The 15413-nt window shown below is 27.5% G+C and carries 11 protein-coding genes; all 11 read left to right on the top strand.

Annotated elements, in window-relative coordinates; all coding sequences use genetic code 11:
* Positions 1–2: 2 nt before the first annotated feature.
* Positions 3–1763: a dihydroxyacetone kinase subunit DhaK gene (gene dhaK / locus I4V51_RS15260; protein ID WP_195989295.1), complete on the top strand. Its 1761-nt coding sequence runs from the start codon at positions 3–5 to the stop codon at positions 1761–1763.
* Between the two features lie 298 nt (positions 1764–2061).
* The gene (locus I4V51_RS15255) at positions 2062–3396 is read left to right on the top strand and encodes an MATE family efflux transporter (RefSeq protein ID WP_195989294.1); all 1335 of its coding nucleotides are present in this window, start codon (positions 2062–2064) and stop codon (positions 3394–3396) included.
* A gap of 357 nt (positions 3397–3753) precedes the next feature.
* A complete protein-coding gene (gene fmt / locus I4V51_RS15250; protein WP_195989293.1) occupies positions 3754–4707 on the top strand; it encodes a methionyl-tRNA formyltransferase in 954 nt (317 codons plus the stop codon).
* Positions 4708–4832: 125 nt separating this feature from the next.
* A complete protein-coding gene (locus I4V51_RS15245; RefSeq protein ID WP_195989292.1) occupies positions 4833–5273 on the top strand; it encodes a hypothetical protein in 441 nt (146 codons plus the stop codon).
* 109 nt (positions 5274–5382) lie between these two features.
* Entirely contained in the window at positions 5383–5814 is a 432-nt protein-coding gene (locus I4V51_RS15240; RefSeq protein WP_195989291.1) for a hypothetical protein, read from the top strand.
* A gap of 352 nt (positions 5815–6166) precedes the next feature.
* The gene (locus I4V51_RS15235) at positions 6167–6667 is read left to right on the top strand and encodes a hypothetical protein (RefSeq protein WP_195989290.1); all 501 of its coding nucleotides are present in this window, start codon (positions 6167–6169) and stop codon (positions 6665–6667) included.
* On the top strand, positions 6660–7376 hold the full coding sequence (locus I4V51_RS15230) for a hypothetical protein (protein ID WP_195989289.1): 717 nt from the start codon (positions 6660–6662) through the stop codon (positions 7374–7376). Before I4V51_RS15235 ends, I4V51_RS15230 begins: the two co-directional genes overlap by 8 nt.
* Positions 7377–7665: 289 nt before the next feature.
* On the top strand, positions 7666–8775 hold the full coding sequence (locus I4V51_RS21530) for a YHYH domain-containing protein (protein WP_347708665.1): 1110 nt from the start codon (positions 7666–7668) through the stop codon (positions 8773–8775).
* Between the two features lie 310 nt (positions 8776–9085).
* Positions 9086–10549 carry a GIY-YIG nuclease family protein gene (locus tag I4V51_RS20950; RefSeq protein ID WP_207745992.1) on the top strand — a complete coding sequence of 488 codons (1464 nt, stop codon included), beginning with the start codon at positions 9086–9088 and terminating at the stop codon, positions 10547–10549.
* A gap of 175 nt (positions 10550–10724) precedes the next feature.
* A complete protein-coding gene (locus tag I4V51_RS15215) occupies positions 10725–12848 on the top strand; it encodes an AAA family ATPase (protein ID WP_195989288.1) in 2124 nt (707 codons plus the stop codon).
* Positions 12823–15024, top strand: a complete 2202-nt coding sequence (locus I4V51_RS15210; RefSeq protein WP_195989287.1) for a restriction endonuclease-like protein — start codon at positions 12823–12825, stop codon at positions 15022–15024. The genes I4V51_RS15215 and I4V51_RS15210 overlap by 26 nt, the downstream gene beginning before the upstream one ends.
* Positions 15025–15413: the final 389 nt, after the last annotated feature.

Here is a 15413-nt window from a genome sequence, read left to right as displayed (position 1 = left end):
AGATGAAGAAGATTATAAATACACCTGAAACTGTAGTAAAAGAATTATGTAATGGAATGGTTATGGCTCATCCAGAGTTAGAATTTATAAGTAAATATAAAATAATGAAGAAAAGAGAAATAAATAGAGATAAGGTTACTCTTATAAGTGGTGGTGGTAGTGGTCACGAACCAGCTCATGCAGGATTTATAGGAGAAGGTATGCTAGATGTTGCAGTTTGCGGGGATGTATTTGCATCTCCTTCACAAATACAAGTATATCAAGGAATTAAATCATCAGTTAGTAATAGAGGAACTTTACTTATAATAAAAAATTATAGTGGAGATATGATGAACTTTAAGAATGCAGCACATTTAGCTAGTGAGGATGGTATAAATGTTGACTATATTAAAGTTGAAGATGATATAGCTGTTGAAGATAGTCTTTATACAGTAGGACGTAGAGGTGTTGCAGGAACAGTATTAGTTCATAAGATAGCAGGAGCAGCTGCAGAAATGGGAGAATCTTTACAAACAGTTAAAGAAGCAGCTCAAAAGGCAGCTGATAATGTACGTAGTATAGGATTTGCATTTACTTCATGTACAGTTCCAGCTAAAGGGACACCAACATTTGAAATTGGCGAAGATGAAATGGAATATGGAGTAGGTATTCATGGTGAGCCAGGTATTAGAAGAGAAAAGGTAATATCTGCTGATGAACTTGCAGAAAGAATGGTAAATCAAATATTAGATGATTTAAAAATAGATGAAAATAGCAATGATGAAATTGCATTATTAGTTAATGGTTTTGGATCAACACCACTTCAAGAATTATATCTTTTAAATAATTCAGTAAACAGGGAATTAGCTAAGAGAAAAGTAAAGGTATTTAAAACTTTTGTTGGAAATTATATGACAAGTATAGATATGGCAGGCGCATCACTTTCTATAATGAAATTAGATGATCAATTAAAGGCTTTATTAAGCAAACCATGTGATACTCCAGCATTTAAAGTAAGCAAGCATGTAGATTCAATAGAGTATTCTGATGTTAATGAAGATATAATAGATGATTCAAATGTATGCTTTGATATTGAAACAAGTTCAAATTATTCAGTAATAGAAGAAAATAAAATTACTCTAGAAAATATAATTTATATAGTAGATAAGATGAGTGAATGTATTATAAGAAATGAAGTTCCTTTCTGTGAGTTAGATTCACATGCTGGTGATGGTGACTTTGGAATGAGTGTTGCTAAAGGATTTAAGCAACTTAAGAGAGAATGGAAGAGTATTTTAGATATTGAAGAGTTAACAATAGGTAAATTCTTAGATGCATGCTCAATGATTATAATGGAGAACTGTGGAGGAGCATCAGGACCAATTTGGGGTTCTGCATTTAGAGCAGCAGGAAAAAGTACTTTAGGATTATTAGAATTGTCTATAGAAGACTTTGCTAATATGATGCAAAGTTCTGTAAAAGCTATTCAAGATACAGGTAAGAGATCTTTTGGAAGAGGAGCAGTAGTTGGAGACAAAACTTTAATTGATGCACTTGTTCCTTGTGCAGACTCTTGGAGTGAAAGTGCAAGATTAAATAGAACAGTTATTGAAGCTTTTGAAAATGCTGCTGAAGCTGCAGTTGAAGGAGCAAGAGGAACTGAAGAGATTGTTGCACATATGGGAAGAGCAGGTACTGTAGGTGAAAGAAGTATTGGATATCCAGATGCAGGAGCATATGCATTAGGAGTTATTTTCACTGAAATTTATGAAGAATTAAAATAGAAGTTATTGATTTAGGAAAGCAGTTACAAAATATTTTGTAACTGCTTTTTTGATATAAATAATTAGCTTAGTAGATTGGGGAATTATATTTTGTATAGGATATTTTAGTTTGTTTGTTATTAAAAGATAATGTCGAAATAATTAAGAATACAGTAATAAGAGGATGAAATTGTAAATGTATACTTGAAAGTTTAAGATTAATATAGTAAAATTTCATTAAAAGCCACTTTTAACTATTTTTTGGAACCAAAATAGTTAAGGGTGGTTTTTTTATGCTTTTATACTAGGAGGATTATTAATGGAATTAAAAGAAAATAAAATGGAATCTAAATCGATACTTCCACTATTATTATCGATGTCTATTCCTGCAATATTGTCTATGATAATTCAATCAATGTACAATATAATTGATAGTATGTTTGTCGCTCAGCTAGGTAATGACGCATTAACTGCTGTATCTTTAGCTTTTCCTATACAAAATATTTTACTTGGAGCGGCAGTAGGAACAGGTATTGGAGTAAATTCCTTAATATCTAGAACTTTAGGTGAAAAAAATATAGATAAATCAAATACAGTAGTTACATATGGACTTATACTGGGATTTATCACATGGGTTGCATTTTTGATATTAGGTATTTTGTTTATTAAACCATTTTTCGCGATGTATACAGATTCAGCTAATATTTTAAATTTAGCTACTGAATATACAAATATAGTGGTGTACTTTTCTTTTGGTATTATAATTCATATAGTAATAGAAAAAATACTTCAAGGAAGCGGCTCAATGATTTACCCTATGGTATTTGTTTTAGTTGGTGCAATTATTAATATTATATTAGACCCCATTTTTATATTTGGATATTTTGGTGTACCGAATTTAGGAGTGAAAGGTGCCGCCATAGCTACCGTAATAGGTCAAATAACTGCCATGGTTTTAGCTGTAGTTACCTTAGTAGTAAGAAAAGGTGAAGTGAAGATAAAGAAAAAGAATTTAAGATTTGATTTAAATATTATTAAAGAAATTTATGTAGTAGGTATACCAGCAACAATAATGTTTGTTTTAGGTTCTGTTTTAGTTGTAGGATTAAATTCTATTTTAATTAAAATTTCTGCTGTTGGAGTATCTATACTTGGTATATTTCTAAAGCTTCAATCCTTTGTATTCATGCCAATAAGTGGACTTACTCAGGGGGCCATGCCTATTATGGGGTTTAACTACGGAGCAGGAAATAAAAAGCGTTTGATGGAAACTCTAAAAATAAGTTTAATTATTTCTATTATATTTGGAGTGTTAGGGAACATTATATTTATAGTATTCCCTGAGCAATTGTTATATTTGTTTAATAGCACTAGAGAAATGCTTATTACAGGTAGTGCTGCTTTAAGAGTATTAAGTTTTAGCTTTATATTTATGGCTATAAATAATATTCTATGTACGCTATTTCAAGCTGTTGGAAAAGGAATGTATAGTTTAATAATTTCTCTACTTAGACAGATAATTATTATATTACCGTTAAGTTATATTTTTGCAAAAGCTTATGGAATAAATGGAGTATGGATAACGTTTATAATAGCAGAAAGTTTTTCTACTATTGTATCTATATTTTTATTTAGAAAGATGAAAGTTAAATAAAGAAGTACAAAAAGGTGTCAGAAAGATATAATAAAATGTCTAGGATAAATTGAAATGTTCAGCTTATTCTAGGCTTTTATTTTATTCTAAAAATTCCAAGGCTTCATTTTGGGTATTAGGCATATTTGCACTTGAAAAATTTAATCTTTTAAAATGAAGCAGTGGAATATTTGTAATTGATATGAAAATAATACTTTATTTGGTGTATAATTGTGTTGTTATATAAGTGAGTTTAATTTTTAAATTAATAGATAAATAGGAGTTTAGAAGTTAGATTAAATGAATACTTGTAAGTTATTGTATAAATAATGAATAATTACAAAATATATTTTGTAGTATAAAAGGGAGGTATGAATAATGAAAATAGTTTTTATGGGAACTCCTGATTTTGCAGTTCCCTCATTGAAGAAAATGATAGAGAAATATAATGTAAGTGCCATTGTAACACAACCTGATAAACCAAGTGGAAGAGGAAAAAAGGTAGCAATTTCACCAGTCAAGGAGGTTGGACTATCGAATGGAATTCCAATTTTTCAGCCTGAAAAAATAAAAACAGACTCTATAATTATTAATAAATTAAAAGAAATAGAACCTGATTTTATCATTGTTGTAGCATATGGTCAGATCATAACTAAGGATATACTTGATATACCAAGACTTGGATGTATTTGTCTACATGCATCTCTTCTTCCAAAGTATAGAGGGTCATCGCCAATAAACTGGAGTTTAATAAATGGAGAAATAAGAACTGGAAATACGACTATACTAATGGATACTGGTATAGATACGGGTGAGATGCTTATGACAAGTGGGTTTGACATATCTGAATCTATGACAGCTGGAGAATTGTACAATTTATTAAAAATAAACGGTGCTGAACTATTAGAGGAAACAATAAATGGAATTATCACAGGTAAAATTTCTGGGGTAAAGCAACCCAGTGATGGAAGTTCTTATGTACAGATGTTAAACAAGCAAATGGCAAGGATTAATTGGAATGATAGTAGTATTAACATACATAATTTAATAAGAGGATTGAGTTGTTGGCCATATAAAAATATAAACTCATGGCCAACTGCTCATACTTATTATAAAGATATTCCAATTAAAATATTTAAATCAAAGTCAATAAAGGCAAATATTACTAAACCGCCAGGTTATATCATAGATGCAAATGATGAAGGAATTTCAGTGGCCACAAATAACGGTATTCTGATTATAGAAATATTACAGTTTCCAGGGGGAAAACCTCTTGAGGTAAAAGAATTTTTAAAAGGAAACAAAATAGAAAAGGGTATTGTATTATCATAATATTAAAATAGCTTGAATTTTGAATAACACAATATTTTTAATTAATATGTAAATTAGACTTTATTTAGTACAAAATTGTATTATTAAGCTTGTAGGTTAGTAGAATTAAAAGATGGAGATAAATTATGAGAAAAGTATGTATTACTTTAGTTTTATTACTAACATTTTTAGCTCTAGTTGGTTGTAATGTTGGGACTTCTCAAGATAAGAGTAAAAGTAATTATAATGAAATTTCTGAAAGGGTAATATCCCAATATTTAGATTCGTTATCTAAAAAGGACATAAATGGTTTAAAGATGTATTCTACTATTGAGTGGGGGAATGGATTTAGCCAAAGTATAATAAGTGAGTTAAATGAAACTTTAGAATCTGCAAAGTTATTAAAATACACAATAAGAGAGAGTAAGCCAGATAGGATAATAGTAGATGCAGAGGTAGAAGTTATATGTTATGAAAATTCAATAGCAACAGGAGATTGGCAACCTGGAAAGTCTATTTCAGGTAAATCATTTGAGTTGATTAATGAAGATAATGAATGGAAAGTTAATGGATGGGGAGCATATTAGCTAACAATTAAATAGATATAATATTAAGTTGTTTTGAGAGTTAAATTGTTCATTAATTGTATTAATGAAGAATAGTATTAATTAGGTATTTAATAAGAGGGAGGGTATTATGAGGATATTTATTTTGTTTTGTAATATTATTGTTTCAGTAATTATGATTTGGATAGGGGTATTATACAATAGACATTCAAATAAAAAAATAAATAAAATATTAGATTTATTTATACCTATTGCAATGATAGGTAGTGGAATAGGTAATGAAGGGAATAGTAGTTTTTTTAAGGATATAGATTTATTAAAAGCTTCTAATAAAAGATGTGGTATGGTTTGGTTTATATCAGGATTATTTACATTTATAATTACTACTATAGTATTAATACTAAACAAATCAAATATTCTAAATGCTACGAGTTTCTTAGATACTAGCAATGTTAGTGTTATTATGTTAGAAGTTGAATTTGCAATAATAGTTATGATTTTTATAAGTGTGGAATTTATTTTAAAGAAGGCTTATTATAAGAAAATTGATACGTTAAAATAAATTGGGCTTATAAATAGGCATATGAAGAGAAAATAAAATGAACAGATTATAGAGTGTAATGAATTTATCTTTGTTAATATAGAAAAATTTAAAGAATAAATAAAACAGTTGCAAAAATATTTTGCAACTGTTTTGCTTTATTCTTTAATACTTTAATTGAATCATTAATTAAAGTATTAAAGATTTTGATGATAATCTATTAATTTGTGATCTCCTTATTTTTTATGTAGTAAAGTTTGTATAATGTTGCTCTAAATGATCATTGAACATTAAGTTTTGATATTCTGGCATAATATATGGAATTCTAAATGGAATATTATTAATATATATTGTATTAAGGAGTGTGGTTAAAATGAAGTGGTATGAAGCTAATAGTATTGAAGAATTAAAACAAATAGGAAATTTAAAAGTAGTTAAAATGGAGATTAACAAGGATATAAAAAGAATAACTGGCAGAAATAAATTAGAGGGCTTTATAAAAATGGGTAGTAGTAGTTGGAAAGGTCAATATGAAAAGATATTATCATTAAAGAAAATAATAAATAATTTTAATGGTAGTGATATAAAGAGCTATAATAGAAAAGAAGATTTAGGACAAGCTAATGATATAAACTTTAATTATTTTAAAAGTGAAGCTGATAAATATATATTTTGCTTATTAGAGCTAAGTGGAGAAGAAAGGATGAGACAGCTTAAAATATATAAATCGTTATATGTAAATAAAGAGGCTGCGAGAGAATGGTATATGAATATAGCTAAAAGTATACATCCTGATATTTGTAGTTGTGAAAAGTCCGTAGAGGCTATGGCAGAGCTTACAAGCATTTATAATAAGATGGTAAAACATGAATAAAAATAAGCAATTAGTAATTATTAAATCTTATATAAAGGATATAAGATATGAAATGCCTAAAAAAGCTGAGGATTTAGATAAAATTACTGTTAAGAAAATATCTAATGCTATTGGAAGTGGTATTGTAGATAATAAGGGTGTTATATGGTTTGATTGTGGTAAATTACACACAATAATAAGAGTTAAAAGTAAAGGTGATGCAGCTTATATTATAGAGTCAATTGACAACAAATATAAAGCAAGCTTTAATAATACAACTTATATTAGATGGTCAAGCCTTGTGTCAATAATAGCAAAGAGGATAGAGGATCATCCTCAAAATAATTACTTAAAGCTTATTTTCAATATTTTAGATGAAATAAATAATTCTAATGATGTAAAGGTTTTACAAAGTCAAGCATTAGAATTACAAAGGAAAAATATTAAGAAGCTTAAAAAACAGCGTATTAGTAAGTTTAAAATAGTAAGAGATGAACTTACTAATGAAAAATTAGATAAGAGAAAAGCAGAGTTTTCACATATAAGAAGTGTTACAATGTATCCAGAAGTTTCAGAATATATATGGAATGGTCTTATAGTTAATAAGGAGACACATAATTTAATAACAAGTGAAAGTGTAAACGATGAAGAGCAATTGTATAGGTTGTGTTTTAAGAATGGGTGGAATATTAAGTGGTATGATGAGTATAAAGAGATAATAAAAAATTAAATATATTAATTATTAAAAATAAACTAGTACAATAATATTTTTTGTTAATTATATTATTGTACTAGTCTTTTTTACTTATTAAGGAAGGGGTTAATTATACAAATAATGTAAGATGAATATTTTGGAGAAAATTACCTTTGTAATAACGACTAAATTCGACATAAAAAGTTTTGTTTATTTATTATAATACTAAAGTTGGATATATTAAGGGGAATATATTTGATAATGCTAAAGGCTATTTATATCAAAAAATAAAGGTATAAATAATGCTAGAAAACGGGGGATAAATATGATAAACAAGAAAATTACAAAAACAATTATAGCACTATTAGTTGCTATGCCTTTAACTACTCAATTAGCTTTTGCTCATAGTGGAAGAACTGATTCTAACGGAGGTCATAAAGATAATAAAAATAAATCAGGCCTTGGTTCATATCACTATCATTGTGGAGGCAACCCAGCTCATTTACATAATAATGGGGTATGTCCTTATTCAAGTACGTCTTCTTCAGGGGGTAGCTCAGGTGGTGGGTCAAGTACATCATCACAAGAAGCCATTGTTGCTGCAGCAAAGAAAGAAGCTAATGATTCAGGATATAATGCTGGATATTCAGCAGGATGTAATGGTCATGAATTTAATAATAGTAATTCATCAACTTATTCAGCAGAATATCAAAGTGGATATTCTAATGGGTACGAAAAAGGTAAAAGTGAATTAGAAGCTAATGTTAGTAATGCATATAATGAAGGTTATGCACTAGGATATAAGTGTGAAGGTGAAAATAATACATATACTATACAAGCTGTAAGTGATTCTTATTTAAAGGGATATAGAGAAGGGAAAAGAGTATATATAGAAGAAAATACAAACTCTTATATACAATACGGTGAAGAGGATGCTCATAATTTTGTTATGAGAAATTTTGAAGGGAATGTTCCAACTGAGTTAAAAGAAAAATATACAACTGCTTATAATAAGAAAGCTACTGAATTAAAAGAAGTTGCATATGAGGCTGGATATGTACAAGCATTAAAGTGTATTGATTCAGATGCTTCAAGTTTTAATCATGAAGAAGAGATAAACTCATACAATGATGGGTATTCTGTTGGAGTAAGCAATTTAAATTTAGAAAAAAATATTGCTTATAAAGCTGGATATGATGAAAGGGAGTATTCTGTACCAGAGAAATTATCTATTGCTAAAGAGGTAGTAATGGCATCTTATAAGGAGGGAGCAGAGGTATTAAGATTAGAAAAGGAAAAGCAAGCTAAGGCTGTTACAACTACAGTTATTGGGGTATTAGCAGTAGGGGCTGCTGGTGGTGCTATTGTTATGAAAAAGAAGAAAGCAGCAAAGAAGAAAGTTTTAGAGTGGGATAATGAAGAAAAAGCTTCTTAGTTAAAATAATATTTTGACTTGGGAACTATAGTTTTATGACTATAGTTCTTTTTATATTTTTACCTATTATTGTAATTATATAAATATAAAACATGATAAGTTTAATAGAGTGATTTATTAACAGCTTAATGTAGTCTATATTATATAAAATAACATAATAGAAATTTAGAGCGTTTTAGGTAAAAGACTTCCTTAAAAATAGATGTCTTTTGATTTGGATAAATTTTCTTGAAATCTTATGACTTCTTTCGACATATAAATATATGTTAATAATTTATAATAATACTATAAATCGCTAGGAGGATAAAAGATGTTTAAAAATATTAAGGAATTATTTAGATTGAAAAAATCTATTGAGGAGAAAAATTTACAAATTAATAATCTTAATAAGGAAATAACTAACTTAGAAGAGGAAAAGAAAAATAAAATAAAAAATTTGGATACTGAGGTAAATGCGGAAGTTGAAAAATTAAGATTAGAAAAGCAAGATGAAGTTTTTAAATTTAGTGAAAAAATAGAAAATATAAAATCTGAAATTTCAAAAGAAGCAGAGAAAATTGAAAGAATTGAAAATTTAAATATAGAAGCTGAAAAACTAGATAAGAAATTAGTTAGAGAAACTAAAAAACTAAATAAAATTAAACCATTATATAATAGCATTCAGTACATAATAGAAAAGTATAAAGAACAAGACATATTTAAAGAGAATATAGAAGAATTAATATTAAAGGAGAAATTCCATGATGATGAAGTTGATTTTGATCCAACAGTAAAACTTAAACTTCATTGTATGGATATAAAAGAATTAAGAAAAGCATTTAATGAAAATGAAAAATGTATAAATGAAGTTTTAAAGAAATATGAGGGTAGATATAATACTAAGGCAAATGCAACAATATATAAACTTATGGTAATTGCATTAAAGGCAGAGCAACAAAATATTTTATATAATTTGAAATATTCTAAATTGGACAAGTCTATAGAAGATGTAAAGACTACAACTCAAAAATATTTAGATGTTGCAGCAGAAGGAAATCAAAGTATTTTTAATACTATGGTTAAGTTTATAAATGAAATAGAGTTTTTATTTATAAGAGCAGTTGAAATAGAATATGAATATTACATAAAAAAAGAGCAACAAAAAGAAGAACAGGCTAGGTTAAGAGAGCAAATGAGACAAGAAGCTGAAGAAAGAAAGCTTTTAGAACAGCAAAAGAAGCAAATAGAAAAAGAAGAAGAAAAATATAAGACAGAGATGTCTAAAGTTGAAGAAGCTTTAGCTAGTTCAGAAGATAATGAAATGTTAGAAAAGTTAAAAGCTAGATTACAAGAATTACAAGAGCAATTAGATGGTGTTGAGCATAAAAAAGAAGATATTGTTAAAAGACAAAATGGTAAGGCGGGCTATGTTTATATAATTAGTAATTTAGGTTCTTTTGGAGATAAGAGATTTAAGATTGGAATGACTAGAAGGTTAAACCCACAGGATAGAGTTGATGAGTTAGGTGATGCTAGTGTACCTTTTGTATTTGATGTTCATAGCTTTATTTTCTCAGATGACGCTGTTGGGTTAGAACAAAAGTTACATGATATTTTAAATGATAAGAGAACTAATAAGATAAATCTAAGAAAAGAATTCTTTAATGTTTCTATTGATGAGCTAGAAGCATTAGTTCAAGAAATTGAACCTACAGCGGAATTTAATAGAACAATGGTGGCTGAGCAATATAGACAAACTCTTTCTATTAATGAGGAAATGGAAGTATTAGTTTAAATTGTTTTTTTAGATAAATAATCTAAATGTCACAAACTATGAAAAAGTGTCAACAGTTTTTATATCTGATGACGCTTTTATCTTTTAAGGATTTATTTAAAAGATAAAATTAATAAAACAATGTTTTTATATGATAAAATATTAAATAAAAGCTATATAAGTGATTGAGAAGAAAATGTATGATAAAGATGAAAGCATACTTGATTATGCAAAAGATATAAAAATATCAAAAGAACAGTGGAAGTCATTATTATTAAATGAATTAATTTTTAAAATTAAAGATATTAATATACTTTTACTGATATATGTAATGGGTGGAAAAGCAACAGCTAAGGAAGTATCTATTATAGAAAATTCCCATTCATCCTCATATAATTCATGGGTTGTGGGATTAAGTAAAAGAATATTAGAAAAACTAAAAATTAAAACACCTAAAAGGGAAAGTGGAAAAGATGTGTTTTGGGGTGTACCATTTGTAGGGAAAGAGCTGGATAATCAAAGCTTCCAATGGATATTAAGAAGTGAACTTTGTGAAGCTATTAAGGAATTGATAGATGAAAATAAGCTTGATATAAGTAAAGCGGAAGAAAAATATGAAAGAGGTAAGAGCAGTTTGAAAAAGAAAAAAGAAGATTCATGGGTTGATGAAATTGAAATAGATTGCAATGAATTTATTGGAAGAAAGACTATGGATTATAGTATGTTTAATCACGGAACATTTCTTCCAGAAAGATATCAAGAAAAGTTTTTAGATAATATATCTAATGACCTTGTATTAGGAAGTAGTGTACCTATTACTTTAATAGTAGATGATGTTACATATGTAGCTAAAATTGATATGCCTAACTCTAAAGGAAGAAAAACACCAGCAGTAAGACTTTTATACTCTGATAAAGCCTTAAAGGAGATTTTAAGAACAAGCTTAGCTTGGAGTTACGATTATATTATAGATTATGAAAAGAAAAATGATAAAAAACCAAATAGAATTCCAGAGGAGTATCAAGAATATATTGATTTCTATAAATGTGATGAGTTAGATACTTTTATAATGAAGCTAGTACCTAAAAAGAATGAAGATATAGAAGAAGTAGATGAAACTAATGACATAATATTAACTGAAGTTGAAACAGAAAATGAAATAGAAGTAAGAGTAGTAGAAAATATAGAAGGGGAAATAGATTATATATACAATTATATAATTAGCAAAGGATTTGATTACAGTAAAGATTTAATTAAAAACTTCTATTTAAGTCTTAAAACTAAGCCATTTGTAATTTTATCAGGAATTTCAGGAACTGGTAAAAGTAAAATTGTTGAATTATTTGCAGAAGCTATTGGAGCAACATATAAAAATAAAAGATTTAAACTAGTTCCAGTAAAACCAGATTGGTCTGATGCAACAGATCTTTTAGGATATAGAAATATTGAAGGTAAATTTACTCCAGGTATTATTACATTAGCAGCATATGAAGCTATGAAAAGTTCAGATAAGCCATACTTTATTTGTTTAGATGAAATGAACTTAGCTAGAGTTGAATATTATTTTAGTGATATTCTTTCGTTAATGGAAACAAAAAGAATAGATGATGAGGGGAATATTGTTACAGAAAAATTATTAAGTAAAGAGCAGTTTGGTAGAGATGAAAGATCTTTTGATAAATATGGAGATGTTTATATACCACAAAATCTTTATATAGTTGGAACTGTAAATATGGATGAAACTACATTCCCATTTAGTAAAAAGGTTTTAGATAGAGCAAATACTATTGAGTTTAATAAGGTTGATTTAAGCTATAATTTTGAAGAGATATTTGTAGGTGAAATGGAGCAAAGAGTTTATAATAATGATTTCTTAAAATCTCAGTATTTAAAAATATCAGAATGTAAGAGTGAAAAAGAAATATCTAGTAGGACTATTGGAGAATTAATTAAAATTAATAATATTTTAGAGGAATACAATCAACACTTTGGATTTAGAGTTAGAGATGAAGTTGTATTTTATATGATTTATGCTACTAAAAATAATATTATGGATTTTGATAATGCCTTAGATTACTGTATTGTTCAAAAGATATTACCTAAGATAAGTGGAAGTAATGGTGATGTACTTGAGATTTTAGTTAAGGTATTTAATATGTTAAATGAGACTAAATTTGATGCAACTGGATATTTAGATGAAAAGCAGATTAATGAGATGATGCAGCAAGGTAAGATTAGTAAATATAAATTAAGTAGTGAAAAGCTTGTGTACATGATTAGGAGGTTTGTAAGAGATGGATTTACAACCTTCTGGCAATAACATTGAGTTAGTTTTTATTGAAACAGAAGAAATATATTTTTCTATTAAAGGTAATGATTATGCTGTAGGTATATCAAATGAAGCAGAGTTAAATGTAAATGCACCAGTAAAGATTATTGCTTGTGAATTAAATGAAAATATGTATTTTAAAGAATATAAAAATTATGAAATTATAATAGAAGCTAAAAATAATTCCAAAATAGAGTTTTACCATGATAATGATACTATTAGGGATAAAGTAACTCCTACAGGGAGATCAGGAAAAATGTTAAGTGGAATTATTAATTTTAGAGGTGATATTGGATATTCAGATTTATATGCATTTGTAAATGGAAGAGAGCATCTTAAAGTAACTATTGAAGTATTTCCAAGTAAGATTGATTATAAGGATGATTATAAAGCATTACTTAATGATGTTAATAAGGAAATTTACAATTTAGCTTATGGATTTTTAAGTAGGACTTACTTAGGAGCTGAAATAAGTAATAATACTAATAGTACATATACTGAGTTTTATAGTATTTTAAATTATGTTTATGATAAGATTCTAAAATCAATAGATATAATAATAAATAATCCACATCATGGACTAGTTAAGGAAAGTAGAGTTTGTAAATATCATAGTTTAAGAAATAGTAGCATGGAAACTATAAAGTGGCTTGAAAAGAGACCACATGTAATGAAAAATATAGATGGTAGATATATACCTAGTGAGGCGCTTCAGGTTACTAAAAACTTAACTTATGATACAAATGAGAATAAGTTTCTTAAGTTTATTCTTTTAAGCATTGTAAGAAAAATTGATAATTTTATTTTTAATTATAATAAGTCCATTTGGAAAAGTGATGATGAAGTTATTAGAAAATTATCAGCTATGAAGAAGCAAATAATTAGACGGATAAATACTACTTTTTTAAAAGATGTTGCAGAAAGTCACACGACGTCTATTTCATTAGTTTTTAGTATGGCTAGTGGATATAGAGAAGTTTATAAATATTATCTAATGCTTCAAAAGGGATTAAATATTAGTAGCAATGTTTTAGCTATATCAATGAAGGATTTACCGTTGTTATATGAGTATTGGTGCTTTATTAAGATTAATTCATTGCTTAGAAGAAAATATAAGTTAATTAGCTCTGATTTTATTAAGATAAATAATGCTGGAATAGTTGTGGCTTTAAGAAAAGGTATTGGATCTACTTTAGTATATGAAAACCCTAGAACTGGTGAAAGGTTTGAAGTTCTTTATAACTCTACTACAAAGTCTGGAACATTAAATCAAAAACCAGATAATATTCTTTCTATTAATAAAGATAGAATTACTAAAGGGTATAAATTTGTTTTTGATGCAAAATATAAGGCAGATTATAGTGAATCGTATGCTAATAGATATGGTGGAGTCGGTCCTAAGGAAGAAGATATTAATACAATGCATAGGTATAGGGATGCAATAGTTTATAAGGCTAAAGGCGAAGGGAATTATAAAAAATGTGTCTTTGGAGCTTTTGTATTATTTCCTTTTAAGGATGAAGATAAATATAAGGAACATGATTTTTATAAAAGTATTGAAGAAGTTAATATTGGAGGAATACCTTTTTTACCGTCTAGTACTAAGTTAATGGAGGAGTTTTTAGATGTTCTTATTAATGAATCATCATATTCAACTTTTGAAAGATATTTAGAACCTATTGGACGAGAGAATTATATTAAGGAAGAATATTATAATGATAGAAATGTTTTAGTTGGATCTTTAAGGAATAGAGAGCAATTAGAAGTTAATTTAATAAATAAGTTTTATCATACTAAATGCACTAATGTTAATTTGATGGAGAGAGAAGTCAAGTATGTAGCTCTTGTACAATCAAAGAAAAGTTTTGGTGAGGATGCTGGAATATTGTATTTTGGAAAGGTTAAGGATATTGAATTAATTAAGCGATCTGAAATTAAGGAATTGCCAAGTGATTCGGATGATATGTATTTGAGGTTTAATATTGAGGAATGGTTTAGGTTGTCTAATAAGATACAGGTACAGGGGTATCAGGTTAGGAAGATTATGTATACTACGGAGTATTTAATTATGAATGCTAGGAGTATTGGAGAATTGTGTATAAGGGAGAGAGAGGAGTTTAGGAAGTGGTGTGAGGATAAGGGGAATATTGCTAGGAAAGTATTGTAAAAATAGAATGGTATAAGAGGATAAAAATAGTAATTTTTAGTACAGAGCAAATGGTGTATATATGATAGTGTATATCAATGGTTAACAGCGAAAAGTTTAGGTGAAAGAAGTTATAAAAGTTGTTTTAAAGATTATCACAAAAATTTATGGATTATTATTTGAACTAAATTTAATGAAATAGAAAGTAAAGAAGATGAATTTATTAATAAAGTTAAATATACTGAAGTAATGTATAGAATTTTTAATTATTATCCAAGAAATAAAACTCATATATGTAATTATAAATTATACTAATAGTGGTCTAAGAATATAGAGGATATTAATGAATTGCATATTAATTAATAAAAAATATTAGTAGTAAGTAAATGTAATATATGTAGAAGTTTTAT

The organism is Clostridium sp. D53t1_180928_C8, from assembly GCF_015667795.1.
In the GTDB taxonomy this organism is placed as follows: Bacteria; Bacillota; Clostridia; order Clostridiales; family Clostridiaceae; genus Clostridium.
Note: the sequence above shows the minus strand (reverse complement) of the source record. Positions and strands in the feature narration are given on the sequence as shown.